Genomic DNA, 25,928 nt, shown 5'->3' on the forward strand with positions numbered 1-25,928 from the left:
GCCCGATTGGCGATAAGGCTACTATAAATGGCTGATTAACCATTAAGATGAGGTCAATTATCGTTAAAATCAATGGCAACGAGAGTGAGTCGGATGAATTTATCCCCGGCGGACGGCCGTGGCGGCGCCATTGAGGCTGTTCCCTCTTACCGCCTCCGGCAACGCAGTTCACTTTTTATCGGCCAGACGGTTTATACTGATAGCGATTTTTACCCTGTCTTCTGCAACACCCAACAGCAAGAGAGTCTAATGCTAAGTTATCGCCATAGTTTTCACGCCGGCAATCATGCCGATGTGGTGAAACACACCGTTCAGAGCCTGATCATCACCGCGCTGAAAGAGAAAGAAAAACCCTTCCTGTATCTGGATACCCATGCGGGGGCCGGGCGCTATCAGTTGAGCGGCGAACATGCGGAACGCACCGGAGAGTATCTGGACGGCATTGCCCGAATCTGGCAGCGCGACGATATTCCCGCCGAGCTGGAACCTTACATGCAGGCGGTTCGCACCTATAATCATAACGGTCAGCTGCGCTATTACCCTGGCTCGCCGCTGATTGCCCGGCAGCTGCTGCGCGAGCAGGACAAAATTCACCTGACGGAGCTGCACCCGAGCGATTTTCCGCTGCTGCGTAACGAGTTTCAGAAAGATGCCCGCTCCAAGGTGGTGCGCGGAGACGGCTACCAGCAGCTGAAGTCGCAGCTGCCGCCGCTGTCGCGTCGCGGTTTTGTGCTGATCGATCCGCCGTATGAACTGAAGACGGATTATCAGTCGGTGGTGCAAGGCATTCAGGAAGGCTACAGACGTTTCGCCACCGGGGTGTTTGCCCTGTGGTATCCGGTGGTGCTGCGTCAGCATATCAAGCGCTTACTGAAAGATCTGGAAGCGACCGGCATCCGCAACATCCTGCAAATTGAGCTGGCGGTGTTGCCGGACAGCGATCGCCACGGCATGACGGCTTCCGGAATGATTGTGATCAATCCGCCGTGGAAGCTGAAAGCGCAAATGGAAAGCGTACTGCCCTGGCTGCACCAGGCGCTGGTTCCGGCGGGAACCGGGCATACGCGCGTTGAGCAGGTTGTCGCGGAGTAACGTCTGGCTATTCGGCGGTTTTCCTATCGCAATCATAGGGATAACCTTTACGGGACGCCGGGCGCCGCGGTTACACTCTAGACAAATTTTTTTCACCCAAGCATGGATATTCTGATGACTAAACACTATGACTACCTGGCTATTGGCGGCGGCAGCGGCGGGATTGCCTCGATTAATCGCGCGGCGATGTATGGAAAAAAATGTGCGTTGATCGAAGCAAAATATCTGGGCGGTACCTGTGTCAACGTCGGCTGCGTGCCGAAAAAAGTGATGTGGCACGCGGCGCAGATTGCCGAGGCGATCCATCAATACGGGCCTGACTACGGTTTTGATACCACGGTAAACCGGTTTGACTGGCATAGGCTGGTTAAAAACCGCAGCGCCTATATTGACCGTATTCATCAGTCCTACGATAACGTGCTGGGTAAAAACAAGGTGGACGTGATTAGGGGGTTCGCCCGCTTTGTCGATGCGCATAGCGTAGAGGTGAACGGTGAGAAAATCACCGCCGACCATATCCTGATCGCCACCGGCGGCCGTCCGACGCGCCCCGATGTGCCCGGCGCCGAATACGGTATTGATTCCGACGGTTTCTTCGCGCTGGATGCCTTGCCGAAACGCACCGCCATCGTGGGCGCCGGCTATATCGCGGTGGAAATCGCCGGCGTGGTCAACGCGCTGGGTTCAGAAACGCACCTGTTCGTGCGTAAGCAAACGCCGCTGCGCAGCTTCGATCCGCTGATTGTCGACACCCTGGTTGAAGTGATGAACAGCGAAGGGCCGACGCTGCATACCGAGTCGATCCCGCAATCGGTGGCGAAAAATGCCGACGGCAGCCTGACGCTGACGCTGGAGAACGGCAAGACGCAAACGGTGGACTGCCTGATTTGGGCCATCGGTCGCGAGCCGGCGACGGATAACCTGAACCTGAGCGTAACCGGCGTTGCGCTGAACGAGAAAGGCTATATCCAGGTGGATAAATTCCAGAATACCAACGTGCCGGGCATCTACGCGGTGGGGGACAACACCGGCGCGGTAGAACTGACGCCGGTCGCCGTGGCGGCGGGCCGCCGTCTGTCGGAGCGTTTGTTTAACGACAAGCCGTACGAGCACCTGGATTACAGCAATATTCCCACCGTGGTCTTCAGCCATCCGCCTATCGGCACCGTCGGGCTCACCGAACCCCAGGCGCGCGAACGGTACGGCGACGATAAGGTGAAGGTTTACACCTCTTCTTTTACCGCCATGTACACCGCCGTGACCCGGCATCGCCAGCCGTGCCGCATGAAGCTGGTCTGCGTGGGCGAGGAGGAGAAGATTGTCGGCATCCACGGCATTGGCTTCGGCATGGATGAAATGCTGCAAGGCTTTGCGGTGGCGCTGAAAATGGGCGCCACCAAACAAGACTTCGACAATACCGTCGCCATTCACCCGACGGCGGCGGAAGAGTTTGTGACCATGCGCTGATTTTAAGTCAGCGATAAACGCTTGTTAAATCCGCTTACGGCGTTCGCCCTGAGCCGAAACGATAGCCGGACGGCATAGTCCATCCGGCAAATCAGCGGCGCAAAGCGGTTTTTGGACACTCATGATACAGCCGCATTCGCCTTGCGCGGGGTTACCAGCGATATTTTAGGGACGCGGTGATATTCCTCTCTTGTCCCAAATAGCAATAGCCTTCATTGCAGACGGTGTCGCGATGATCGGCAATATTGCGGGCGCTGAGGGAGACCGTCAATCCATCATATTTTTTGACGATAGCGCCGAAATTATAGCTGAGCGTGGCGTCAAGGTAATAAGCGGCGTCATTCTTGGTCGTGTTGGCCGTACTGGTATAGTTCGAGCCGGTATATCGCAGGCCCACGCCGGTCGACAGGCCCGGAACGAAGCTGTTTGCGGCGAAAGTATGGTTCAACCAGAGGCTGGCGGCGTGTTCGGGCGTGACGGCGGGCGAATTTCCGTTGTCGTCTCCGGCCGTGATCCGGGAGTGAGCATAGGTGTAAGCGGTAATAATGTCCCAGCCGTCGGTGATATTGGCGCGGGCTTCCAGTTCGACTCCCTTGTTCGTCACTTCGCCGAGCGCACGGTATGTCAGCGCTGCCGCATCGACAAGAACGGGTTTGTTCTTCTCCACGAGATGGTAGGTTGTGGCCGACAGGAGGATGTTCGAGCCGGGAGGCTGGTATTTCACCCCCAGTTCGAACTGCTCGCCTTTGGTTGGCGCGAGAATATCTCCCGATGCCGAGCGGTTAGTCACCGGCTCGAACGAGGTCGCATAGTTTGCGAATGGCGATAATCCGTTGTCGAAGGCATAAAGAAGGCCGGCCTGGGCGGTGAAGGCGTCTTTTTTCAGACTTTGGTCAATGGGAACGCCGGTGCTCGGATAGGAGCCGGTACGGCTTTGTTCGACCCAGGTGTGACGTCCGCCAAGCGTGAAATGCCAATTGCCGAGCTCGATCTGATCCATGGCATAAAGCCCGCTCTGCCGCAAATCCGCATTGGTCTGATAGGAGCCATATCCCCCTGTCGGGCCAGATACGCCATAGCTGGGGTTGGCGATGTCGAAATCGAAGGCGGAATCGACGGCGCCGTATCCATACGCGACGGAGGAGTCGATGTCCGTGTAGTCGAAGCCGGTCAACAGCGTATGGGAAAGCGCGCCGGTGTCGAAGGCCCACTCCAGCTGCGTGTCAACCTGGAAAACATCCAATTCGTCGCGGATCTCCCAGGGGTAGCGGTGAGCGACCGTTCCGGTCCAGTTACTTACGCTCAAATACTGTCCGTGCAAATTGAGGTGCGAATAGCGCAGGTTCTGCCTGAAGGTCAAGAGGTTGTTGAAGTAGTGCTCAAACTCATATCCGACCTGTTGCTGGCGGGTCTTCTGGTGGTCATAGTCCGGATCGCTGGACCTAAAAGGGCGCACCTGACCGCCTGCATCGGTTATCGCGCTGACCGACGCATCGGATTCGCTGTTCTGAACCAGTCCGTATGCCGTAAGCCTGGTCTGATCGGATGGCGTCCAGGTCACCGACGGCTGGAGAAAATAGCGATTATCGGCGATGTCGAAATTCGTTTCGCCTTCCCGCGCGAGACCGACGAGACGATAGGAGACATCGCTGCTTTCGCCCAACGCGTCGCCCACATCGAAGGCAAACTGCTTGCGGTTTTGGGTGCCGTAAAGTATCCCGGCTTCTCGAATACGGCTACCGTTTGCAAATTTCGAGACCTTATTCACGATGCCCGCCGGCGTTCCGGCGCCATAGAGTACGGAGACCGGCCCTTTAACGATTTCCGTACGCTCCAGCGAATAAATATCCGTCCGGAACATGCCGTAGTTCAGATATGGTTGCCGCAAGCCATCCTTGTAGTCGCCCATTGTCGTAGCGCTGTAGCCGCGGATGTAAATCTGATCGAAGCGGGGATCAAAACCATAGGGGCCTGTCGTCACGCCGGCGGAATAGCGGACGGCTTCTACGGTGTCCTGAACGCCGCGCTGTTCCATCTCCCGCCTGGTGACAACGGATACGGAACGGTCGGTTTTGATGAGCGGCGTATTCAGCTTCGTGGCTGCGCTACTGTTTCTGGCGACGATAGTGGCGTTATCATCGCCGGCCGAGTTGGCCTCGACCACCATCGTGTCGCGCGCCCTTGAGGCAGCGGCGGTAATGGTTCCTTTGCCGTTGGCGGTCGGATGAAGACTGGAGTGCTCGCCGGAACGGGAGTGCGAGGCGTCCAACGGATCGGCAGGAGCCGAATAGCCGCTTTCTGATGCCTGTTGGGCATGAGCCGAAAGGGATACAATTCCGGCCGCAAAGATGGTCATTGACGGCAACAGCAGCGAAAACCCGGTGATGGTTTTGTTATGGGCAAGAACCCTGCAACGCATATGGACTCCGACAATTCTAAGTACAGGTTTCGATGGTTGAAGTTGTTGGTTCGGGGCGACGATGAACTCGCCCTCATCGGCAGCGTTTATCGGCAAGAGCTTGCAACCGTTCTGCATCTATCTTCATGAAAATATTGGGATTATATTAATTCGCAGGCGAATGGGTGGGAGTATACTATCTCTTAGATCTTGATGTAAATCGTTTTCATTCTCGTTTGCTGTTCGCGGGCATCGGCGCCGCCGCCAGAAAGCCGCTCGCCAGCCCTTGAGGTAGTAACGTTGGGGAAACGGGATTCGAACTCGGCTGGAGGGCTTGTGTCGCACCGGCGACGGCCCGTAAGGGTGGCCGTCAGGGATGGCGGGCCATAAAAAAAACCGACCGGTGTGTTGCACCGGTCGGGGGGAACTACGCGTTGCGGCCTGCGTGATTACGCCAGGTCAAAACGATCCAGGTTCGTCACTTTGTGCCAGGCGGCGACAAAGTCCTGCACGAACTTCGCCTGGGCGTCCGCGCCGGCGTACACTTCCGCCAGGGCGCGTAGCTGGGCGTTGGAACCGAACACCAGATCGGCGCGCGTCGCGGTCCACTTCACTTCTCCGCTGTCGCGGTCGCGTCCTTCATAGCGGTTTGCGCCCGGCGAAACGGCTTGCCACGTGGTGCCCATATCCAGCAGGTTGACGAAGAAATCGTTGCTCAACGTGCCGGGCCGATGGGTGAAGATGCCGTTGGCGGAGCCGTCGGCGTTGATGTTGATCGCGCGCAGGCCGCCAATCAGCGCCGTCAGCTCGGGCGCGGTCAGCGTCAGCAGCTGCGCCTTATCGATCAGCGCCACCTCGGCGGGCGCCGCCAGTCCGGCCGCCTCGTAGTTGCGGAAGCCGTCCGCGGCCGGCTCCAGCTTGGCGAAGGCATCGACGTCCGTCTGTTGCTGCGAGGCATCGGTGCGGCCCGGCGTGAACGGCACCGCCACCGGATAGCCCGCCGCCTGCGCCGCCTGTTCGACCCCGGCGTTTCCCGCCAGTACGATCAGATCCGCCAGCGACACCTGCTTACCGCCGCTCGCCTCCAGATTGAAGTCGCGCTGGATGGCTTGCAAAGCACTCAGCACCCCGGCCAGTTTTTCGGGTTGGTTGACCTCCCAGTCCTTCTGCGGCGCCAGGCGTATGCGCGCGCCGTTGGCGCCGCCGCGTTTGTCGCCGCCGCGGAAGGTGGAGGCCGAGGCCCAGGCGGTGCCGACCAGTTCCGACAGGGTCAGGCCCGCCTCCAGTACTCTCGCTTTGAGCGTCGCGGCATCCGCTTCGTCAATCAGAGGATGATTAACGGCAGGCAGCGGATCCTGCCAAATCAGGTCTTCGCCGGGAACTTCCGGGCCGAGGTAGCGCGAGCGCGGGCCCATGTCGCGGTGGGTCAGTTTGAACCAGGCGCGGGCGAACGCCTCGGCAAAAGACTGCGGATTTTCCAGGAATCGACGCGAGATTTTCTCGTAGATCGGATCAACGCGCAGCGACAGGTCGGTCGTCAGCATGGTCGGCTTACGCTTTCTCGACGGATCGTGCGGGTCGGGAATGATCGCTTCGGCGTCCTGGGCTTCCCATTGGATCAGGCCGGCCGGGCTGCGGGTCTGGACCCATTCATAGTTGAATAAGTTTTCGAAGAAGTAGTTGCTCCACTGCGCCGGCGTCTGCGTCCAGATGACTTCCAGGCCGCTGCCGATGGCGTCGTTGCCGTGTCCGGTGCCGTAATCGCTCGCCCAGCCAAGGCCTTGCGCTTCCAGGCCGGCGGCTTCAGGATCCGCCCCTTTATGAGATTCCGGCGCCGCGCCGTGGGTTTTGCCGAAGGTATGTCCGCCGCCGATCAGCGCCACGGTTTCTTCGTCGTTCATCCCCATGCGGGCGAACGTCACGCGGATGGCGTTGGCGGCGGCAACCGGATCGCCGCTGGAATTCGGGCCTTCCGGATTGACGTAGATCAGGCCCATCTCGGTGGCGCCGAGTTTCTCATCGAGTGTGTCGGCCGGCCGGTGGGAAAGCCATGCGGTTTCGGAACCCCAGTTGACGTCCTGATCGGGCTCCCAGGTGTCTTCGCGGCCGCCGCCGAAACCGAAGGTGCGGAAACCCATGGTCTCCAGCGCGACATTGCCGGTCAGGATAAACAGGTCGGCCCAGGAGATCGCCTGGCCGTATTTCTGCTTGATCGGCCACAGCAGGCGTCGGGATTTATCGATATTGACGTTGTCCGGCCAGGCGTTCAGCGGCGCGAAACGCTGCTGGCCGCGCCCGCCGCCGCCGCGTCCGTCTGCGGCGCGGTAGGTGCCGGCGCTGTGCCACGCCATGCGAATAAACTGCGGACCATAGTGACCGAAGTCAGCAGGCCACCAATCTTGCGAATCCGTCATCAATTTGCGCAGGTCGTTTTTCAGCGCCTGGTAATCCAGCTTCTTGAATGCTTCGCGGTAGTTAAACGTCGGATCCAGCGGATTCGATCGAGATGAGTGTTGGCTCAGCAGATCGACGCGCAGTTGATTCGGCCACCAGTCGCGGTTGGTGGTGCTGGCGGCGGCGGTATCTTTGCCGGCGGCGCCGTGGCCAAACGGGCATTTCGCTTCGGTTGACATAATTTTTCCCCTACCTTTTCTTGAATAGATCAACTATCGGGTCCGTTGACGGATGATTCATCCTAGAGATTGTATGGGTATAGGTAAAATCGAATGATATTAATGTTGTAATAGCTCCAGGCTATCGAGGCTATGGCCGGCGCTGAATGCCGATCGCGCCGGGCAGTGAGGAGGAGAGGGAAGGAAAGGGCATCCGGGCGGATGCCGTAGCAACGTTTTACTTTCGAATCACACGGCGGCGCGGCCGCCGCCTCATCGCTAAATCAGAACTCCGGCCAGAAGGGTTCGCCCAGCGTCAGCATCAGCCGGTTTGCCCAGGCAAAGAACGCCGCCGACTGCACCACATCGACAATCTCCAGCGTATCCAGCCCCTGCTCGCGCAGCCGCGCCAGATCGTTGGCGTTAACCTGCGCCGGGGTGACCGACAGGCGGGCGGTGAAATCGATAATCGCCTGCCAGCGCGGGTTCTGGCCGATGGCCAAATCGCCGCCGGGCGCCACGTCCAGCAAGCGTTGTACGTCATCGTGCTGTTTGGACAGCTGGCTGGCCTTGGCGGCGTGCACGGAAGCGCAGTAAATGCAGCCGTTCACCTTGCTGGTGATGGCGGCCACCAGCTCCCGCTCTTTACGCGGCAATCCGCCGGAGGTATAGAAAATCCCCTTGTCCGTTAGCGTGCGCTGTTCCAGCACCGGCAGGTTACGCCCCAGCAGGCGGAAATAATCAGAGTCGGTATGGCCGAAGCGCGCCAGAATCGCCTGTTCGTCGGCATTGAATTCCGCCAGCGGCTTAGGGGCGATCCAGGGTTCCCATTCCAATCCGGCCTGGGTAAACGCCTGCGGAGCCGCTTTTCCGCTCTGCGTGGCGGGGTGCGTATGCCAACGGCCGGCGACCGCGGCCTGTGAGTGCGGCTGGCCGATCCGCTGTCCGGCGATCAGGCGGTAGCCGCGCAGCAGTCTGCTCTGGAAGCTGACGAAAGCCACCAGCTGCGAGAGCGTAACGATATCTTCCGCCGACCAGCCCGCCTGTTCCAGCGTCCGTAGCTGCGACGCCTCCGCGCTGATGGGCGCGCGCGTCAGGAGCTCGGCGTGCGCCAGCGCCAGTTGCCGCGCCGGCGTTGATGGCGGTTCGCCGGTTTCGGCCGCTCTGGCGGCGTAAAAGCGCTGTAGCTGCTCATCCTGATGCCAGCCGCTGACTTTCTCCGCCAGCCGGAAACGCAGGGATAACGGCAGGGCTTCTTCCTCGCCGGCGGCGAAGATCGCCTCATAGCTGCCCTGAATATGGCGCGTGGCCGCTTCACGGGTTTTTCTGGCGGCGGCCAGTTCGCTGTCCGGGGTGATTTCAGCCAGCGCGTCCAGCACGTCGCGAGGCTGCGGTTTATTTTGCGCTTCGTAGGTCATATCGTCTCCTGTCCAAGCGTATTTTTCTGTTTCACGGCAGGCTGCCAGCCCAGGGCTGGCGCGACCTGCGTGGCGATCAATTCAAGGGAGCGCAGGATCAGGGCGTGCGGCGGATCGATGGAGTGCACCTGAAACGACACATCGGTCACCCGAGCCAGCGAACTGTCCGCCTGAAGGGTGGCGATAACGTCCTCAGCCGTCCCGACGTGGCTGTCGAAAGAGTCGATCAGCTCGGCCACCGAACCCTGGCGTATCGGGCGGAACGCCCCGAGGCGCGCGGCGGAACGGCGCAGTCCTGTTTCCGCCAGGCTTAACGCCAGCTGGCGATCGTCGGCGACGAAAACGCTGCGCGACCCGAGAATCCGCGGTTGCACCCCCTCCGGCAGCGCGGCCAGATAGGCGTCGATCATCTGATTCTGCAAATCCGCCAGCGTGGCGTTGGGAAAGCTCTCCGGCCGCGGCTGGGTGCGGGACAGCATCAGCCCGTCGCCCGCTTTGCCGGCGCGCACCGCGCCGTCCACCGAAAACGTCGCCTGCCAGACCCGTTTATTGAGATGGGCCGCCTCGGGATAGAGCTGATTGCCGTCGCCGCTTAACGGCTCTCCGCGCCATGCCGCGCGCACCTGCGCCAGATACCGGGCGAGAATTTCGCCGCGCTGCGCGCTGTCATGGCCGAAAGCGGCGAAAGAGGAGGGCGTGCCGCCGGAGCCGATGCCGACCTCCAGCCGCCCGTTGCTGAGCAGATCGAGCACGGCGGTATCTTCCGCCACCCGCAGGGGGTGCTCCATCGGCAGGGTAATCACCCCGGTGCCGAGCCGGATACGCCGGGTATTGGCCGCGACGTGGGCGAGAAAAACCAGCGGCGACGGCAGCCCGCCTTCGTCGGCATGAAAGTGGTGCTGGGCCACCCAGGCGCTGTCGAATCCCAGTTGCTCGGCTTTAACGATTTGCTCCGTGGCGAGCCGGTAACGCTGTTGCGCAGAGACGTCGTCGAGCAGGCGGGTGAAAAAACCCAGGCGTTTACTTGTCATCCTAACATCCTTCTTGTGTATGGTTTTCAGGCGAAAGCCGGGTGTTGCCGTCCGGGGATCGCCTCAATAAGTTCGCGGGTGTAACGGTTGGCGGGCTGGGCGAAAATCTGCTCCACCGGCCCGCACTCCACCTGTCGGCCGTGATGTAGCACCGAGACGGTGTCGGCGATCTGACGTACTACCGCCAGATCGTGGGAAATAAACAGATAGGTCAGCCCCAGCGACTGCTGTAGTTCCGTCAACAGGCGCAGAATCTGCGCCTGCACGGTGACGTCCAGCGCGGAGACCGCTTCATCCAGCACCAGCACTTTAGGCTCCAGCACCAGCGCCCGGGCGATGGCGACACGCTGCCGCTGGCCGCCGGAGAGCTCGCGCGGTTTACGCGTCAGCAGCGCGGCGGGCAGGGCGACGCGCTCGAACATTTCATGCACCTTCCGCTCCCGCTGCGCCTTGGCGTAGCGGTTAAAGTTGCGCAACGGCTCCTCAATGATGTCGTATAGCCGCTGCGCGGGATCGAGCGAGCCGAACGGATTCTGGTATACCAACTGGATGGTCTGGCGGAACTGGCGCAGCGCTTCGCCCTTCAGCCGGGTGATATCCGTGCCGTCAATCAGGATGCGGCCCGCGCTGGGGCGCTGAAACGCGAGCAGGCTGCGGGCGGTGGTGGTCTTGCCGGAGCCGGATTCGCCGACGATGGCGTGGGTGCTTCCCCGGCCGACGCTGAACGAGATATGGTCCACCGCGCGGAAATGTTCCCCTTTGCGGCCCGCCAGCGGGAAGTCCTGCACCAGGTTTTCCACCGACACGATGATTTCGCGCGGCGCCGGCGGCGCAGGGCGCTTGACCGGATTCAGCGACGGCACGTTGGCCAGCAGGGTGCGGGCGTACTGGCTGGCGGGCGCTTTCAGCACCGCCTGCGTCGGCCCCTGCTCCTGAATATAGCCGTGCTGGAATACCAGCAGACGGTCGGCGCGCTCGGCGGCCACGCCCAGATCGTGGGTGACGAACAGCACGGCGGTGCCGTTTTCGCGCCGCAGTTCGTCCAGCACGTCGAGAATGCGTTTTTGCACCGTGACGTCCAGCGCGCTGGTGGGCTCATCGGCGATAATCAGCGCCGGCTTCAGCGCGATGGCGATGGCGATCAACACTCTCTGCTTCATGCCGCCGGAGAGCTCATGGGGGTATTGGCGGGCGCGCAGCTCAGGCTGGCTCAGGCCGACGCGCTCCAGCAGCGCCAGCGTTTTGCGGCGCGTGGCGCGGCGATCTTCCCGCTGGTGGAGGCGCAGAATTTCATCCACCTGATCGCCAATGGTCTGCACCGGATTGAGGGAACTGCCGGGGTCCTGCGGGATCAGGCTGATGCGCGCGCCGCGCAGGCTGTCCAGCCGCTTCTGCGGCCAGTTGGCGATATCCGTGCCGTTCAGGCGGATGGCGCCGCGCGTCAGGCGGCCGTTTTCCGCCAGCAGGCCGATCACCGCCTGGGCGGTGGTGGTTTTGCCGGAGCCGGATTCGCCCACCAGCGCGACGACCTCGCCGGCGTCGATATGAAACGAAACCCCCTCCACCACGGTTTGTTCCCCTTCATCGCCGCGGTAGGCGATGGAGACGTTGTCCAGTTCCAGTACCGGGACCGGGGTACGGGAAGGGCGGCCGGTAGTTTGATTCATCGCGACGTTCTCCCGATGGACTGGCTGATACGGTTGGCGGAGAGTACCGTCAGCACCACCACCAGTCCGGGGAAGGCGCTTAGCCACCAGGCGGTGGCGATATAGTTACGGCCCTCGGCGATAAGCAATCCCCACTCCGGGGTCGGCGGCGGCGCGCCGTAGCCGAGAAAGCTGAGGGTGGAGATGGTCAGAATGGCGCTGCCGAACTGCAGGGCGGCGAAGGCGAAGACGGTGGTCAGCGAGTTGGGCAGGATATGGCGCCGCAGCACGCTGAAGAAGGTTCCGCCGCTGCCGTAGGCCGCTTCAACGTAGTCGCTGTTGCGCACCCGCAGCACCTCCGAGCGCATCAGCCGGGCGAAGTTGGCCACCGAGGTGACCCCGACGGCGACGGCGGCGTTCACGGTGCCGAACCCCAGCAGAATGATCACGCTCAGCGCCAGCAGCAGCACGGGAATGGAGAGCAGCGTGTCGATGACGCGCATCACCAGCGTGTCCCACCAGCCGCCCACGGCGCCGGCCACCAGACCCAGCGCGCTGCCCAGAATCAACCCCAGGGCGACCGCGATCGCCGCCCCGGACAGCGAATGCACCGCGCCGTAGACAATGCGCGCATACAGATCCCGGCCGAGCTGATCGGTGCCCAGCCAGTACTCTCCGCCCGGCGCCTGCCGCTGGGCGCCGACGATGCCCTCTGTCGGACTATAGGCGGTAAACCACGCCGGGAACAGCGCCCACAGCACCACCGTCAGCAGGATCAGCCAGGCGATAACCAACCCCGGCTGCGCCGCGTAACGCACGACATGGCGGCTAAGGCGCGGCCATTTTCTCAATGGCGATAAGGCGATTTTCTCCAGTGAAATAATGGTCATAATGCGGCTCCGGCGGTTTTTTTCAGCCGTGGATCGAGCAGAGGATAAAGCAGATCCACTATCAGATTAACGATCACAAAAGCGGTGGCGGAGATCAGCACAATCGCCTGCAGCACGCTGCCGTCCTGATTGTTGACCGCGTCCTGCGTCAGCTGTCCCAGCCCGCTGCGGCCAAAGACCGTTTCGGTGATCAGCGCGCCGGCGATCAGCTCACCCAGCAGCAGACCGGCGATGGTCAGCGTCGGCAGCATGGCGTTGCGGGCGATATGCCGCCACAGCACGCCGCCGCGGCTGGCGCCTTTGGCGCGGGCGACGGCGACGAACGGCTGGGTCTGCACCCGGTCGATGCTGCGCATCAGCACCTGGGCCAGCGGGGCGGAAATCGGCAGCGCCAGCGTCAGGGTCGGCAGAATCAATCCTTCCCACTCGCCGGGATTTATCACCGGGATCCAGCCCAGGCGGAAAGAGAAGACCTGAATCAGCACGATGCCGAGCCAGAACGTCGGCACGGAAATAAACAGCGACGGCAAAGACTGCAGCGCGGAGCGCAGCCAGTGAAACGGCGTGAGGGTGGATAAAAAGGCGATGGCGCAGGCCAGCAGCGCGGCGGCGACAAAGCCCAGCGCCGCCAGCAGCAGCGTGGAGGGAAGATTGGCGGCCAGCAGCTCGGTTACCGGCACGCCGGCCTGCAACGAGAGGCCGAAATCACCGCGCAGCACCCGCTCGATCGACTGAACGTACTGGCTGAGGAGCGGGATATCCGCCCCGTAGGCCAGGCGCAGCTGGGCGATTTGATCGGCGCTTAACCCCAGTTCGGGACTTTGAAACTTGATCAGCACCGCATCGCCGGGCAGCGCCTGCAACAGAATGAAAGATAAGGTAAACGCCGCCCATAGCACGATCAGCGCCTGACCGATGCGTATCGCCAGATACCTGCTCATAATCTACTCCCTATCGCCAGAGACCCTTTTCCGAGCGGTGAAAAAGGGTCGTCGTCGTGAATTATTTATCCAGCCAGACGTTATAGAAGCTTGGCCGTCCTACCGCCTCAAAGCCAATGCCCTTGGTGGCCGGGGAACCGGCGAAAACCTGCGGCTCTTCAAAAATGGGGATGACGTAAGCCTGGTCGATCAGATAACGCTGCACCTCGCCCACCAGCGCCAGCCGTTTGCCGCGGTCGGTTTCGCTGGCGATGCCGTCCAGCAGGTTGTTCAACGTCGTATCCGTAAAGTTTTTGACCTTATCGCTGGCGCCGCCTTTCTGCAGCAGGACGTTGCGCACCGTCGGGTAATACTGGCTTTTCAGCACGTCCGGATCGGCGCGCCCCACCATGCCCGGCGCGACGCCGGTTTTCAGCGGATCGAGGCTGTCGCGCGTTTTGCTGCCGGCGTCGCCCGCCAGGACGTTCAGCTTCACCCCGACCTTGGCCCACTGCTGGGAAACCACCTGCAGCGTCTCTTTGTTTTGCGGCTGCGGCAGCGATTCATAGGCGGTCAGCGTCAGCGACTGTCCGTCCTTCTGCCGGATGCCCTGTGGGTCGGTTTTCCAGCCGGCCTCGTCCAGCAGGCGGGAAGCCAGCGCCGGATCGAAGGTCAGCTTATCCGACAGGTCGACATGGCCGGCGGCGGTTTTCGCCAGAACGGAGGTGGCCTGCGGATAGTTGTCCGAGAACAGCGTATCGATGATCTCTTTGGTATTGGTAGCGTGGAGCAGCGCCCGGCGCACGCGGATATCGGCGACCAGCGGGTTATCCGGCCGGAAATTGACGCTGTTGTTGACGCCGCGGGTGGCGGGGGCATAAATGCTGAAGTTGTCATCCTGCACCCGTTTTTCATCATAGGCCTGAATCTGACGGATAAAATCCGCCTGACCGGAGATCAGCGCGCCGATGCGCACGCTGTCTTCCGGGGTCACCAGAATGGTGATGCCATCCAGATAAGGACGTCCCTGATGCTGGAATTTTACCGGCGCCCAGTTGTAGTCGCGCCGCGCGGTCAGCTTCAGCTCGCGCCCCAGCTTTTCGCTGCTCACCACGAACGGGCCGGAACCGATAATATGCTGCGCGTTGCCCAGCTGATTGAAGTCACGCGCCAGCGTGGCGAGGGAAACCAGGCCGGAACCAATGGCCGAGGTGCCCTGCAGAAAACCCGGCGACGGTTTGCTGAAGTAGAACTTCACCGTCAGCGGATCGATCACCTCGCTGCGCTGATAGTTATTGATCACTTCCGAAATCGGCTGGTTGAGCGCCGGATTGCCTAAGCCGTAGGTGTCGAAATTCTTGGCCACCGCGTTGGCGTCCAGCGGCGTGCCGTCAGAGAAGGTGACGCCGGGGCGGATTTTGAAGGTGTATTCGGTGCTGTCGGCATTGATGCTCCAGGACTCGGCAATCCACGGCTCGATTTCCAGCGTTTGCGGGTTCTGGTAGGTCAGTTTGTCGGTGATCTGATTCAGGATGCCGCCGTTGGGATAAAACCCGCCGGCCGGGGGATAAAGATTGGTGTGGGCCTGTTGCTCCAGATAGATCAGCGTGCCGCCGGTTTTCGGGGTTTGGTCCGCGGCTTGCGCCGTAACGGCGCCGCCCAGAAGTAACAATGAAGCAAAAACGCGCAGCTTCTGTTTATGATAAGAATGCAAGAAAATCGACACGATGTTGTCCCTACGTTTTAGTTATCAGGTGAATAAATAAACGGCCAAGCCTTTGCTTGATGAGGTTTTGCGGGAGGGGTCGACCGATATTTAAGGCGATACTTCCATAGGCGGCGGGAAACAGCAAAGTACAAAACCGGCATTCATTATTCAATTTTATGTAGAAAAAATGCCGTGTATGTAGGCTTGGTGTTGAGTCCGTGTTTCTGGAGTGTGTTTTTATTATTGCCAACCATCAGGCTTATCGCGCGCCATCAATCAGCACCCCGGGTTTTGGGGACAAGTGTGAACTAAACGTGGCTATCTTATTATGATCCCTTGTAAAATCGCTTAATCTTACGCCACCTTCCCGCAGAACGGACCATTATGCCCGCAGCCCTTAAATTAGCGCTCTGTTCGGCCCTGGTATTGACGCTTTCCGGTTGCGGCACCTTGTCGGATATGTCGACCGACGAGTCGGATTTTGACCGCCGGGCGTTGGCCTGCGGTCATGATTTGTCGGGGGAGGTCGATCGCCTTGCCATTCCGTTACTCAAACGGAATACCACGCCGGGTTTGGTGGTCGGGGTGCTAACGGCCGACGGGCAAATGCGCAGTTGGGGTTATGGGGTAACGGACCGTTATCACCGCTACCCGATTACCGGCGATACCCTTTTTGCGGTGGGTTCCGTGAGTAAAGGCTTTACCGCGGAAACCACGGCGATCCTGGTAAAGCGCGGCGTATTGAAATGGGATGATACGCTTGAGCAATTGATGCCGCGCAATATCCGTTTAAGCGAGCGGGCAAAAAAGATCACCCTGCTGCAGCTGGCGACGCATACCTCCGGTTTACCACGGCAAGTGATGGATGTGCGGATGCTGAGATCGTTCGCCGAGTATCTGTTCACCGGAAACAACTTTTACGCCACGCTGGATGATGACAGCGTACTGAACTACCTGGCTCGTTTTAATGCGCCGGCCAATCCGGTGCCTATCTATTCCAACCTCGGCTACGCCATCCTGAATTACATCCTGCGGCTGAAAACCGGCGCGCCGATCGATCAGTTGGTAAACCACCATATTATCCGGCCGCTCGGGCTGAAAAATACCAGCTTCACCCCCGGAAAATTAAAGCAATTCCCCTATCGCGCCCTCGGTCATGCGGGCGATCAGCCAAAATTCATTTTGCGCGGCACGCCAATACCCGACTGGCATTTTTCTTCCAATATGATGGGCGCGGCCAGCCTCTATACCAGCGCGAATGATTTGCTGAAATTCGCCCATGCGCATCTCTACCCGACGGGCGACGCCGCGCTGGATGAAGCCATCAGCGACTCTTTGAAAACCTATTACAACCGCACCAAAGAGGCGGCCAATATTGCCTGGATTACCGATGAAATCGGCCAACAGCATATCACTTATCAGGTGGGCTATATTGGCGGGTACTCAAGTTATATCGGCTTGGACCGCCAGCACAAGGTTGCGGTCGTGATACTGCAAAATAGCTTTAACTGGAACAATAACCTCGGCCATTCGCTTATTCAGCGTATCGGCAGGGCGATGGACTATCGTGGCGCGTCCTGTCCGGTACTGAACAACACTATATGGTTTAAAGGCGCCTAAACGGGCTCGGCGTCCAGCACCTGAATTCGGTTCAGCCGTTGCCGGTAACATTGCAGCGTGGCTTCAATAGCATCGGCCGACATAAAGGAGTCGCGGTAGGTTGCCTCCACTAACCCGGCTTCTTTGGGTAACGCCATCAAGAGCAGATTTCTGAGAAGCTTTTCACTCAGACCCATGCTGCGGCCAAACACCAGAAAGTCCATCCCCAGATACTCGCCGTACCGGGTTGCAAAGCCGGGGGCGAGCGCCTTTTCGCTTTCCTCGCGCACGAGTAATGGCAATGCCAGGAAGCCGGAAGTGAAATACGCCTTATAGGGCGCGACAGAGACAAAATCATAAATCGGGGCCAGGGCCGGTTTGCCGCTACTTGGGTGGATCAAAGCAAAGTTGCGCAGATGCATGTCGTTATTGCCCAGCAGATAGGCGTAAACAATGCGAAGGAACAGAATGGATATTGCACTGTTTTCCGCAGACCGGAACCGAAATTGGTTCGAATCAATGGCCAACCTTGAGGCGAGAAAACTTATCAATACGGCGAACATCGTGTCGGCCGATCATCTGACGGTCGGGTTGATGCGGATCCAGTTTGTTCAGGACATAAAGAAGCTGATTTCCGAACAATTTTCTGTCATTTCCAGAGCAAGAACCGATGATGAGAGAATGGCATGCATTCACTGCCTGCGCACGGAAAACAGTGAGTTGCTGGAGCAAGCCCGAATGCTGAAAATCGGCACGGCAAAACTTTATGCTCAGGTACAGTACGTTCAGAAAGAGAACAGGATCGTCGGGTATGTGATTTCCGCTGTTCACGTTGTTCTCGCCGGAACGCTAATTGCAACCGGCGCATTTCTGATAGGAACCATGACGCCGATCGGGGTTTTAGTCGGGGCAATCCTGGTTGTTGATGGCGCAAACACTATTTCACGCGAAGCGAAACGCCAGATTTTCAATGAACCCAATTCACAAGGGGTTATCGCGGATAGCGTCATCTCAGCGGCCGAATTCATGGGATTCAGGTCAGAAAGCGGCCTGGCCGTATTCAACACCGTCAGCCTCGCCGCCAATGTTTACAGCGTTTTTGGGCTGATGAGAAAACCGGGCGCTTGGCGCCTGTTTCATTATCTGCGTTCTGATTTTTATCGCAAGGTCGATTCGATAAGTAGGCCTAAATTAACGATGAAACTGGTAGGTTACGGTCTTAAGGCCAACGTGGTTTTTGATCTGCTGACTACTGACGATCAAAACTGACGCGTGGCCGGCGCTGGTAGCGCCACGCTTTGTAACCGAGCTTGAGTGGTATTACCAGAGTGAAAATACCTAGTACAAATATGAAAGCGATACCGAATGACAGTGCGCTGGTCTGTGAATCAAAGGCGATAATCAAAACCCAGATAATGAGTAATACGATGGTGATATACAGCATACCGCGGAACCGCCGCGACAGAACATCGATAACGGATTCAATCGGATCGCCGTAATTGGCCGCGGCGTTCTTTAGTTTTTTCACATCGTCGGGGGTGAACCCGGAACGCAGCAACGCTTTGTCTTTATCTGTCAGCATGGTTAACTCCGTTGTCTTTGAGTCAGTATAGCGAGCAGCTCGGAGAGATAAAATAACTATATAAAAGTGACAAAGCCACGATAAATATGTGCCTTCAGGATAAACAACATCCAACAGCCCGTTATATTTGATATAGCCACAACCTGATTTCAACCTGTTACCGGTATGAATAATATGCCGGTTATCTTTGTACGAGATTGCTGAAATACAGTGTCCGTTCAACCACCCTGAGCTCCTGTATTTATCTCGCCGATCTGCCTCGCGCGAGCCAGAATTCTTCTTTCTTTATTATTGCGATTAACACGTCGCCGCTGGGATAAACTCATGCTCAGCAAGATATTCACGCTCTAGTCGAGCGCGCCATCAATGCGCACCAAAACGGATCGTATCTGCACGATTTTTGCGCTTCCATACCCGCGTCAAGCGTGCTTCATTCCCCCTGATCGCCGTCTGACGGCCGTTTCCCCGCCGGAGAAAACCTGGCACGCGCCCTGCATTGTTATTTGTATAACAGCATTTTGATTAGTGACAACAAAATAACATCGGGGCGGGAAATGACGGAGACAACGGCGTTAGTTGCCAGGATTGAAGCCAGCTTTAGCCAGCAGACGCCGAGCGGTAAACGTATCGCTGGCTGGCTGCTGACGCATATTGCCCAGATTCCGTTCGAAACCGCGGACAGCATCGCCAAAGCGACCGGTACTTCGGGCATTACCGTCGGCCGTTACCTGCGCAGGCTGGGCTATCGCAATCTGGAAGATGTCAAAAGCAGCCTGCGTCATCGGCCGGAGGACCCCTATAAACCCTGGGGCGTGATCGACCGCCTCGACTCATGGCAGCAGCAGCCCGCGTTGCCCGAACGCTTTTCCCAGTCGCTCCAGCTTGAACTGGCGGCGATCGCCCAGGTTTATCAACTGGCGCAGAGCGAAACCTTTGCGCGAGTGAGCCGGCAGCTTGCCGAAGCGGAAGCGGTGTTTATTTTGGGCATCCAGTCCACGCGCGGTATCGCCAACGCTTTTTTCAGCCATCTGGAATATCTGCGCCCCCGCGTCAGCTATGTCGATGGGCTATCGGGCACCTGGGTGGAGTCGCTCAACTCCGAGTTTGACCGTCCTTATCTGGTGGTTACCGACACGCGGGCGTATTCCACCGTCGCCCGGCAATATTGCCGCGCCGCCAGTGAGCGCAACCTGCCGCTGGCGCTGGTCACCGATATCTGGTGCCCGTGGGCGCGGGATTATCCGCTGGATCTGCTGCAAGTGCAGACCGATACCGGCCATTTTTGGGATTCGCTGGCGCCGCTCAGCTGCCTGTTCAATCTGCTGCTTTCCGCGGTCGTGGAGCGGCTCGGCGATCGTTTGGCATCCCGTCTGGCGCTAAACCGCCAACTGCAACAGGAATTTGGACAATTTGAACGTTAAACAGGATTTGTTATATGGATCAAGAGATTGAATTGGTTGATATTGCCGCTGTTTTTCCCTTGGTGCGCATCGACATGAAATATGCCACGGCGGATAACATTACCGGCCAGACCATTTACAGCGAAAATCGCTGTTTGCTGCACCCGGACGCGGCCGAAGCCCTGGGGCGCAGCGTGGAAATCGCCGCGCTGGCGGGCGTCACGCTGCTGCTTTACGACGCCTATCGTCCCAGGAAAGCGCAGGAGTATCTGTGGCTGGCCTGCCCGGACCCGCGGTATGTGGTGGAGGTCTCGCTGGGCTCCAACCATAGCCGCGGCACCGCGGTGGACGTTGCGCTTTGCGACGAAAACGGCCGACTGCTGGATATGGGCACGGAATTTGATGAGATGCATGAGCGCTCTCATCCTTATCACCCCGGCGTGCCGCCTGCGGCGCAGCGCAATCGCCTGTTGTTGAACGCCATCATGTTTGGCGGCGGTTTTGTCGGCATCGCCAGCGAATGGTGGCACTTTGAACTGCCCGGCTCTACGGCCTACCCGCTGTTAAGCGATCGTTTTAGCTGCATCGCACCGCAAAACATAACCATCCCCCATTTACTGTGAAACCAGGAGCACTGCCATGAAGATGACTAGCACAGCAGTTTCGTTGTTTCGACCGGCGCTGATCGCCGCGGTTATCGCCATAAGCGTTACGCCCGTACTGGCGGCGGTGCCGAAAGATATGTTGGTGATCGGCAAGGCCGCCGATCCGCAGACGCTCGATCCGGCGGTCACCATCGATAATAATGACTGGACGGTCACTTACCCCGCCTATCAGCGCCTGGTGCAGTATAAAACGGAAAATGGCAAAGGCTCCACGGAGGTGGAGGGGGATTTGGCCGCCGGCTGGCAGGCTTCCGCCGATGGCAAAGTCTGGACCTTTCAATTGAAAAACGATGCCAAATTTTCCGATGGCGCGCCGGTCACCGCCGAGGCGGTCAAGTTTTCGTTCGAGCGTTTGCTGAGGATTGGGCAAGGGCCGTCGGAAGCCTATCCGAAGGATTTAAAGGTCGAGGTGGTCGACCCCTATACCGTGCGTTTCACGCTCGGTACGCCGTTTGCCCCCTTTCTCTATACGCTGGCCAATGCGGGTGCGGCGATCGTCAACCCGGCGGTGATAAAAGATCGCGGCGCCGATGACGCCAAAGGCTGGCTGGCGGAGAACACCGCGGGCTCCGGTCCTTATATGTTACAGCGCTGGCAGAAAGGGCAGCAGCTGGTGCTGGTTCCCAATCCGCACTATAACGGCGGCAAACCCGCCTTTAAACGCGTTTCGGTGAAGATCATCGGCGAGAGCGCGACGCGTCGCCTGCAGCTTTCCCGCGGCGACATCGATATTGCGGAGTCGCTGCCGATCGATCAGCTGGCGGCGCTGAAAAAAGAGGGAAAAGTGGCGACCAATGAATATCCGTCGCTGCGTGTAACCTATCTCTATCTCAATAACGGCAGGGCGCCGTTAAATCAGGCGGATCTGCGGCGCGCCATCTCCTGGTCGACCGATTACCCGGGCATGGTGAACGGCCTGCTCGGCGGCAACGCCAGGCAGATGCGCGGCCCGATCCCGGAAGGGCTGTGGGGCTACGATGCGCAAGCCATGCAGTACGGCTTCGATGCGCAAAAGGCGCAAGCCGCCTACGACAAGGTGGCCGATAAGCCATCCAGCCTGACGTTTCTCTATTCCGACAACGATGCCAACTGGGAGCCTATCGCCATCTCCACTCAGGCCAGTCTCAAAAATCTGGGCATCAACGTCAGGCTGGAGAAACTGGCTAACGCCACCATGCGCGATCGCGTCGGCAAAGGGGATTACGACATCGCCATCGGCAACTGGAGCCCCGACTTTGCCGATCCCTATATGTTTATGAACTACTGGTTCGAGTCGGATAAGAAAGGCCTGCCGGGAAACCGCGCTTTCTATGACAACAAAACCGTCGACGACCTGCTGAAGAAAGCCGTGGCGACGTCCGATCAGGCCGAACGCAGCAAAAATTATCAGGCGGCGCAGAAGATCGTTATCGATGAGGCCGCCTATGTCTACCTGTTCCAGAAAAACTACCAGGTCGCCCTCAACAAGGAAGTAAAAGGCTTTGTTTTCAATCCGATGCTGGAGCAGGTGTTTAACGTGGCGACCATGAGTAAATAAGAAAATAAGCAAGACGTTTTTAAGGGCCGCCGCCGGCTCTGTTTATTCCTTGACTGGGGGCTTTAACATGACCTTGTGGAGTATTTTACGGCAGCGCTGCTGGGGACTGATACTCGTGGTGGCGGGGGTTTGCGTCATCACCTTTATCATTTCCCACCTGATCCCCGGCGATCCGGCGCGCTTGCTGGCCGGGGATCGCGCCAGCGACGACATTGTTCAGCATATTCGCCAACGGTTGGGGCTGGATCAACCGCTGTATGTCCAGTTTTCCCGCTATGTCGGCGAGTTGCTGCATGGCGATCTGGGGACGTCCATTCGCACCGGGCGTCCGGTGCTGGAGGATTTGCGCACATTTTTTCCCGCCACGCTGGAACTGGCCTTTTGCGCCCTGCTGCTGGCGCTGATGCTGGGCGTGCCCCTCGGCGTGCTGTCGGCGGTGTATCGCGATCGCTGGCTCGACCATTTGGTGCGCTTACTGGCGATCACCGGTATCTCCACCCCCGCGTTCTGGCTGGGGTTGGGGGTGATTGTGCTGTTTTACGGCTACCTTAATGTGCTGCCCGGCGGCGGTCGTCTCGATGACTGGATCGATCCGCCGCTGCGGGTAACCGGGTTTTATACCATCGACTCGCTGCTGGAAGGCAATGGGGAGGCGTTCTGGAACAGCCTGCAACATCTGATTTTGCCCGCGCTGACGCTGGCCTTTGTGCACCTGGGCATTGTGGCGCGCCAAATCCGCTCCGCCATGCTTGAGCAGCTCAGCGAAGATTATATTCGCACCGCGCGCGCCAGCGGTTTACCGGCCTGGCGCGTCATCCTCTGCTATGCGCTGCCCAATGCGCTGATCCCGTCGGTTACCGTTCTGGGGCTGGCCTTGGGCGATCTGCTGTACGGCGCGGTGCTGACGGAAACCGTATTTTCCTGGCCCGGCATGGGCGCTTATGTGGTCTCGTCGATTCAGGCGCTGGATTTCCCGGCGGTGATGGGCTTCGCGGTGGTGGTTTCACTGGCGTACGTGGTGGTCAATCTGGTGGTGGATCTGCTCTATTTATGGATCGACCCCCGCATTGGGCGTGGGGAGGCGGAATGACGATGTTAAGCAACCAGGCGGCGGCGCCCAAAAGCGCGCGGCGACAACGCTGGGGCAAGCGCTTCTGGATGCTGAAAAGCAGCCCGCTGACGCTGGCGGGCGGCGTCATTATGCTGATCGTGCTGCTGTTGATGATCTTTTCGCCCTGGCTGACGCCGCAGGATCCCAACGCCATCGATCTGGCGGCCCGTTTGCAGCCGCCCTCGGCGCAGCACTGGTTCGGCACGGACGAAGTGGGGCGCGATCTGTTTAGCCGCGTGCTAATCGGCAGCCAGCAGTCGGTGGCCGCCGGTCTGGCGGTGGTGCTGTTCTCCGGCATTATCGGCTCGCTGCTGGGCTGTTTTTCCGGCGTCGTCGGCGGCTGGGTCGACGCGTTGATTATGCGCATTATGGACATCATGCTGTCGATCCCCTCGCTGGTGTTGACCATGGCGCTGGCGGCCGCGCTGGGGCCGAGTCTGTTTAATGCCATGCTGGCCATCGCCGTCGTGCGCGTTCCCTTTTATGTCCGTCTGGCGCGCGGGCAGACGCTGGTGGTGCGTCAGTTGGCCTACGTACAGGCGGCTAGAATTTTTGGCGCCACGCGCTGGCATCTGATTAGCTGGCACGTGCTGCGCAATGCGCTGCCGCCGCTGATTGTGCAGGCGTCGCTGGATATCGGCACCGCCATCCTGATGGCCGCCACGCTGGGGTTTATCGGCCTCGGCGCGCAGCAGCCGACGGCGGAGTGGGGGGCGATGGTCGCCAACGGCCGTAACTATGTGCTCGACCAGTGGTGGTATTGCACCTTCCCCGGCGTGGCGATTCTGCTTACCGCCGTCGGATTCAACCTGTTCGGCGACGGCCTGCGCGACCTGCTCGATCCGAAAAGCGGAGGACGCAACTGATGCACGACGACGTTCTGAATATAGATAATTTACAGCTGAGCTTCCCGGTGTATAACGGCGAAGTCAGCGCGCTCAATCAGGTCTCGCTGCAGGTGAAGCGCGGCGAGATTGTCGGCGTGGTCGGCGAGTCCGGTTCGGGCAAGTCGGTTACCGCCATGCTGGCCATGCGCCTGCTGACCCCCGGCAGCTATCGCGTTAACGGCGGCAGCCTTAGCGTTCTCGGAGTGGACGTGCTGAATGCCAGCGAGAAACAGATGCGGCGACTGCGCGGGGCGAAAGTGGCGATGATCTTTCAGGAGCCGATGACGGCGCTCAATCCCACGCGGCGTATCGGCCGGCAGATGACCGATGTGATCCGCCAGCATCAGCCGCTCTCCCGCCAGGCGGCGATCCAGAAAGCCATCGGGCTGCTGAAAGAAATGCAGATTTCCGACGCCGCGCGGGTGATGGAGCGCTATCCCTTTGAGCTGTCGGGCGGCATGCGCCAGCGGGTGATCATCGCGCTGGCTTTCTCCTGCGATCCGCAGCTGATTATCGCCGATGAGCCGACGACGGCGCTGGATGTGACCGTGCAGCGGCAGGTGTTGCGCCTGCTGCAGCGCAAGGCGCGCGCCAGCGGGACCTCGGTGCTGTTTATCAGCCACGATATGGCGGTGGTGTCCCAGCTTTGCGATCGTCTGTACGTGATGTACGCCGGCGCGGTGATTGAGAGCGGCGCGACGCGGGACGTGATCGCCCGTCCCGTCCATCCCTATTCCATCGGCTTGTTGCGCTGCGCGCCGGAAGAAGCGCAACCCCGCGCGCCGCTGCCCGCGATTCCGGGCACCGTACCCAACCTGGCGTCGCTGCCGGTGGGCTGCGCCTTCCGCGATCGCTGCTTTGCCGCCGATGCGCGCTGCGGGCAACGGCCGGCGTTAATATCCTGCGGCGCCGGCGAACAACGCGCCGCCTGCTGGCATCCGCAACGGGAGGTGGAACATGTCTGATATCTTGCTTGAACTACAGGATGTGCACGTCAATTTTCCCGCGCGGAAAAACTGGCGTGGAAAAGTCACCGAACGGGTCCATGCGTTAAATGGCCTGGATTTGCAAATTGTCCGCGGGGAAACCCTGGGGATTGTGGGCGAGTCCGGCTGCGGTAAAAGCACCCTGGCCCAGTTATTGATAGGCATGCTGCAACCCGCCGCGGGAAAGTGCTTTCGCGCCCGCAGCCCGACCTCGTGGCTCGGCAGCGGTATGCAAATGGTATTTCAGGATCCGCTCTCATCGCTGGATCCGCGTTTACCGGTGTGGCGTATTATCACCGAGCCGGTCTGGCTGCAGCGGCACAGCGGCGAACGTGAGCGCCGCGCGCTGGCGGTGGAGCTGGCGGAGCTGGTCGGTATTCGCCCGGAATATCTGGACCGGCTGCCCCACGCCTTTTCCGGGGGCCAGCGCCAGCGTATCTCGATTGCCCGCGCGCTCTCTTCCCAACCCGATATCATCGTGCTTGATGAACCGACGTCGGCGCTGGATATTTCCGTGCAGGCGCAAATCCTCAATTTGCTGGTGAAACTGCAACGGCAGCGCGAACTGACCTACGTGCTGATTTCACATAATGTGTCGGTGGTGCGCCATATGAGCGACCGCGTCGCGGTGATGTATCTCGGGCAAATCGTCGAGCTGGGCGACGCCCAGCAGGTGCTGACCGCGCCGCGACATCCTTATACCCGCCTGCTGCTGGATTCGGTGCCGCGCGTGGATCGTTCGCTGGACGGGGAGATAGAGGATCGTAAAGGCGAGCTGCCGGGCAACCGCGTGTTGCCGCAGGGCTGTTTTTTCCGCGAGCGCTGTCCGCTGGCCGCTGAAGGCTGCGAGCGGCGGCAGCCGATGTCAACCACGGCACAAAATGTGGCCGTTCGCTGCTGGCGCGCCGCCTGACGGGCGACGACCCGGAAAATCACGCCGCAATGCAAGGTTCCCGTTGGCGCGGGAACCTTACGCTAT

Annotated in this window: 21 protein-coding genes; 11 read left to right on the forward strand and 10 right to left on the reverse strand. The window is 59.6% G+C overall.

Annotated features, from left to right (window positions below; all coding sequences use genetic code 11):
• Positions 1 to 249 precede the first annotated feature (249 nt).
• Both MFP24_RS06395 and gorA read left to right on the forward strand, forming a co-directional pair.
• Complete coding sequence (locus tag MFP24_RS06395) at positions 250 to 1,092, forward strand: 23S rRNA (adenine(2030)-N(6))-methyltransferase RlmJ (RefSeq protein WP_249229837.1); 843 nt, start codon at positions 250 to 252, stop codon at positions 1,090 to 1,092.
• A gap of 114 nt (positions 1,093 to 1,206) precedes the next feature.
• Positions 1,207 to 2,559 carry a glutathione-disulfide reductase gene (gene gorA, locus MFP24_RS06400; protein WP_249229804.1) on the forward strand — a complete coding sequence of 451 codons (1,353 nt, stop codon included), beginning with the start codon at positions 1,207 to 1,209 and terminating at the stop codon, positions 2,557 to 2,559.
• A gap of 151 nt (positions 2,560 to 2,710) precedes the next feature.
• Here gorA and MFP24_RS06405 read toward each other — a convergent pair whose 3' ends face one another.
• The 8 genes from MFP24_RS06405 to MFP24_RS06440 form a co-directional block, all read right to left on the reverse strand.
• Positions 2,711 to 5,095, reverse strand: coding sequence for a TonB-dependent siderophore receptor (locus tag MFP24_RS06405; RefSeq protein WP_249229803.1), 2,385 nt, complete (start codon positions 5,093 to 5,095; stop codon positions 2,711 to 2,713).
• Between the two features lie 311 nt (positions 5,096 to 5,406).
• Entirely contained in the window at positions 5,407 to 7,590 is a 2,184-nt protein-coding gene (gene katG / locus MFP24_RS06410) for a catalase/peroxidase HPI (RefSeq protein ID WP_249229802.1), read from the reverse strand.
• Positions 7,591 to 7,853: 263 nt separating this feature from the next.
• Entirely contained in the window at positions 7,854 to 8,987 is a 1,134-nt protein-coding gene (locus MFP24_RS06415; RefSeq protein WP_249229801.1) for an alkylhydroperoxidase domain protein, read from the reverse strand.
• Positions 8,984 to 10,018 carry a putative FMN-dependent luciferase-like monooxygenase gene (locus tag MFP24_RS06420; protein WP_249229800.1) on the reverse strand — a complete coding sequence of 345 codons (1,035 nt, stop codon included), beginning with the start codon at positions 10,016 to 10,018 and terminating at the stop codon, positions 8,984 to 8,986. Before MFP24_RS06420 ends, MFP24_RS06415 begins: the two co-directional genes overlap by 4 nt.
• 26 nt (positions 10,019 to 10,044) lie before the next feature.
• On the reverse strand, positions 10,045 to 11,685 hold the full coding sequence (locus tag MFP24_RS06425) for a dipeptide ABC transporter ATP-binding protein (RefSeq protein ID WP_249229799.1): 1,641 nt from the start codon (positions 11,683 to 11,685) through the stop codon (positions 10,045 to 10,047).
• Positions 11,682 to 12,554 (reverse strand): ABC transporter permease, encoded by an 873-nt coding sequence (locus MFP24_RS06430; protein ID WP_249229798.1) that lies wholly within the window; start codon positions 12,552 to 12,554, stop codon positions 11,682 to 11,684. Before MFP24_RS06430 ends, MFP24_RS06425 begins: the two co-directional genes overlap by 4 nt.
• Positions 12,551 to 13,495 carry an ABC transporter permease gene (locus tag MFP24_RS06435; RefSeq protein WP_249229797.1) on the reverse strand — a complete coding sequence of 315 codons (945 nt, stop codon included), beginning with the start codon at positions 13,493 to 13,495 and terminating at the stop codon, positions 12,551 to 12,553. Before MFP24_RS06435 ends, MFP24_RS06430 begins: the two co-directional genes overlap by 4 nt.
• Positions 13,496 to 13,556: 61 nt before the next feature.
• Positions 13,557 to 15,200 carry a TIGR04028 family ABC transporter substrate-binding protein gene (locus MFP24_RS06440; RefSeq protein ID WP_249229796.1) on the reverse strand — a complete coding sequence of 548 codons (1,644 nt, stop codon included), beginning with the start codon at positions 15,198 to 15,200 and terminating at the stop codon, positions 13,557 to 13,559.
• Positions 15,201 to 15,566: 366 nt separating this feature from the next.
• On the opposite strand from MFP24_RS06440, the gene MFP24_RS06445 reads away from it, so the two are divergent.
• Positions 15,567 to 16,802, forward strand: a complete 1,236-nt coding sequence (locus tag MFP24_RS06445; RefSeq protein ID WP_249229795.1) for a serine hydrolase domain-containing protein — start codon at positions 15,567 to 15,569, stop codon at positions 16,800 to 16,802.
• On the opposite strand, the gene MFP24_RS06450 is transcribed toward MFP24_RS06445, so the two are convergent.
• Complete coding sequence (locus MFP24_RS06450) at positions 16,799 to 17,344, reverse strand: HipA domain-containing protein (RefSeq protein WP_249229794.1); 546 nt, start codon at positions 17,342 to 17,344, stop codon at positions 16,799 to 16,801. The genes MFP24_RS06445 and MFP24_RS06450 overlap by 4 nt on opposite strands.
• Here MFP24_RS06450 and MFP24_RS06455 point away from each other — a divergent pair.
• Complete coding sequence (locus tag MFP24_RS06455) at positions 17,250 to 18,050, forward strand: DUF4225 domain-containing protein (protein ID WP_249229793.1); 801 nt, start codon at positions 17,250 to 17,252, stop codon at positions 18,048 to 18,050. The two genes, MFP24_RS06450 and MFP24_RS06455, sit on opposite strands and share 95 nt — an antisense overlap.
• Here MFP24_RS06455 and MFP24_RS06460 read toward each other — a convergent pair.
• Positions 18,031 to 18,363 (reverse strand): hypothetical protein, encoded by a 333-nt coding sequence (locus MFP24_RS06460; protein WP_249229792.1) that lies wholly within the window; start codon positions 18,361 to 18,363, stop codon positions 18,031 to 18,033. The genes MFP24_RS06455 and MFP24_RS06460 overlap by 20 nt on opposite strands.
• A gap of 554 nt (positions 18,364 to 18,917) precedes the next feature.
• On the opposite strand from MFP24_RS06460, the gene MFP24_RS06465 reads away from it, so the two are divergent.
• From MFP24_RS06465 to MFP24_RS06495, 7 genes are all read left to right on the forward strand, one after another.
• Entirely contained in the window at positions 18,918 to 19,784 is an 867-nt protein-coding gene (locus MFP24_RS06465) for a MurR/RpiR family transcriptional regulator (RefSeq protein WP_249229791.1), read from the forward strand.
• 14 nt (positions 19,785 to 19,798) lie between these two features.
• A complete protein-coding gene (ddpX, locus tag MFP24_RS06470; RefSeq protein WP_249229790.1) occupies positions 19,799 to 20,386 on the forward strand; it encodes a D-alanyl-D-alanine dipeptidase in 588 nt (195 codons plus the stop codon).
• A gap of 16 nt (positions 20,387 to 20,402) precedes the next feature.
• A complete protein-coding gene (locus MFP24_RS06475; RefSeq protein WP_407061984.1) occupies positions 20,403 to 21,965 on the forward strand; it encodes an ABC transporter substrate-binding protein in 1,563 nt (520 codons plus the stop codon).
• A 67-nt stretch (positions 21,966 to 22,032) separates the two neighbouring features.
• Positions 22,033 to 23,055, forward strand: a complete 1,023-nt coding sequence (locus MFP24_RS06480) for an ABC transporter permease (protein ID WP_249229788.1) — start codon at positions 22,033 to 22,035, stop codon at positions 23,053 to 23,055.
• Positions 23,052 to 23,942, forward strand: a complete 891-nt coding sequence (gene ddpC / locus MFP24_RS06485; protein WP_249229787.1) for a D,D-dipeptide ABC transporter permease — start codon at positions 23,052 to 23,054, stop codon at positions 23,940 to 23,942. The genes MFP24_RS06480 and ddpC overlap by 4 nt, the downstream gene beginning before the upstream one ends.
• On the forward strand, positions 23,942 to 24,928 hold the full coding sequence (locus MFP24_RS06490) for an ABC transporter ATP-binding protein (RefSeq protein ID WP_249229786.1): 987 nt from the start codon (positions 23,942 to 23,944) through the stop codon (positions 24,926 to 24,928). Before ddpC ends, MFP24_RS06490 begins: the two co-directional genes overlap by 1 nt.
• Positions 24,921 to 25,862, forward strand: coding sequence for an ABC transporter ATP-binding protein (locus MFP24_RS06495; protein ID WP_249229785.1), 942 nt, complete (start codon positions 24,921 to 24,923; stop codon positions 25,860 to 25,862). Before MFP24_RS06490 ends, MFP24_RS06495 begins: the two co-directional genes overlap by 8 nt.
• The last annotated feature ends 66 nt before the right edge of the window (positions 25,863 to 25,928 follow it).

It is taken from the genome of Brenneria tiliae (assembly GCF_023347575.1).
In the GTDB taxonomy this organism is placed as follows: domain Bacteria; phylum Pseudomonadota; class Gammaproteobacteria; order Enterobacterales; family Enterobacteriaceae; genus Brenneria; species Brenneria corticis.

Bases quoted from the DNA above. Each gene is read 5' to 3' on its own strand.
- MFP24_RS06405 (WP_249229803.1), bottom strand. From the start codon at position 5,095: ATGCAGAACGGTTGCAAGCTCTTGCCGATAAACGCTGCCGATGAGGGC.
- ddpX (WP_249229790.1), top strand. From the start codon at position 19,799: ATGGATCAAGAGATTGAATTGGTTGATATTGCCGCTGTTTTTCCCTTG.
- MFP24_RS06435 (WP_249229797.1), bottom strand. From the start codon at position 13,495: ATGAGCAGGTATCTGGCGATACGCATCGGTCAGGCGCTGATCGTGCTA.
- MFP24_RS06395 (WP_249229837.1), top strand. From the start codon at position 250: ATGCTAAGTTATCGCCATAGTTTTCACGCCGGCAATCATGCCGATGTG.
- MFP24_RS06430 (WP_249229798.1), bottom strand. From the start codon at position 12,554: ATGACCATTATTTCACTGGAGAAAATCGCCTTATCGCCATTGAGAAAA.
- MFP24_RS06460 (WP_249229792.1), bottom strand. From the start codon at position 18,363: ATGCTGACAGATAAAGACAAAGCGTTGCTGCGTTCCGGGTTCACCCCC.
- MFP24_RS06475 (WP_407061984.1), top strand. From the start codon at position 20,403: ATGAAGATGACTAGCACAGCAGTTTCGTTGTTTCGACCGGCGCTGATC.
- MFP24_RS06450 (WP_249229794.1), bottom strand. From the start codon at position 17,344: ATGTTCGCCGTATTGATAAGTTTTCTCGCCTCAAGGTTGGCCATTGAT.
- gorA (WP_249229804.1), top strand. From the start codon at position 1,207: ATGACTAAACACTATGACTACCTGGCTATTGGCGGCGGCAGCGGCGGG.
- ddpC (WP_249229787.1), top strand. From the start codon at position 23,052: ATGACGATGTTAAGCAACCAGGCGGCGGCGCCCAAAAGCGCGCGGCGA.
- MFP24_RS06495 (WP_249229785.1), top strand. From the start codon at position 24,921: ATGTCTGATATCTTGCTTGAACTACAGGATGTGCACGTCAATTTTCCC.
- MFP24_RS06415 (WP_249229801.1), bottom strand. From the start codon at position 8,987: ATGACCTACGAAGCGCAAAATAAACCGCAGCCTCGCGACGTGCTGGAC.
- MFP24_RS06465 (WP_249229791.1), top strand. From the start codon at position 18,918: ATGACGGAGACAACGGCGTTAGTTGCCAGGATTGAAGCCAGCTTTAGC.
- MFP24_RS06425 (WP_249229799.1), bottom strand. From the start codon at position 11,685: ATGAATCAAACTACCGGCCGCCCTTCCCGTACCCCGGTCCCGGTACTG.
- MFP24_RS06445 (WP_249229795.1), top strand. From the start codon at position 15,567: ATGCCCGCAGCCCTTAAATTAGCGCTCTGTTCGGCCCTGGTATTGACG.
- MFP24_RS06480 (WP_249229788.1), top strand. From the start codon at position 22,033: ATGACCTTGTGGAGTATTTTACGGCAGCGCTGCTGGGGACTGATACTC.
- katG (WP_249229802.1), bottom strand. From the start codon at position 7,590: ATGTCAACCGAAGCGAAATGCCCGTTTGGCCACGGCGCCGCCGGCAAA.
- MFP24_RS06455 (WP_249229793.1), top strand. From the start codon at position 17,250: ATGGATATTGCACTGTTTTCCGCAGACCGGAACCGAAATTGGTTCGAA.
- MFP24_RS06420 (WP_249229800.1), bottom strand. From the start codon at position 10,018: ATGACAAGTAAACGCCTGGGTTTTTTCACCCGCCTGCTCGACGACGTC.
- MFP24_RS06490 (WP_249229786.1), top strand. From the start codon at position 23,942: ATGCACGACGACGTTCTGAATATAGATAATTTACAGCTGAGCTTCCCG.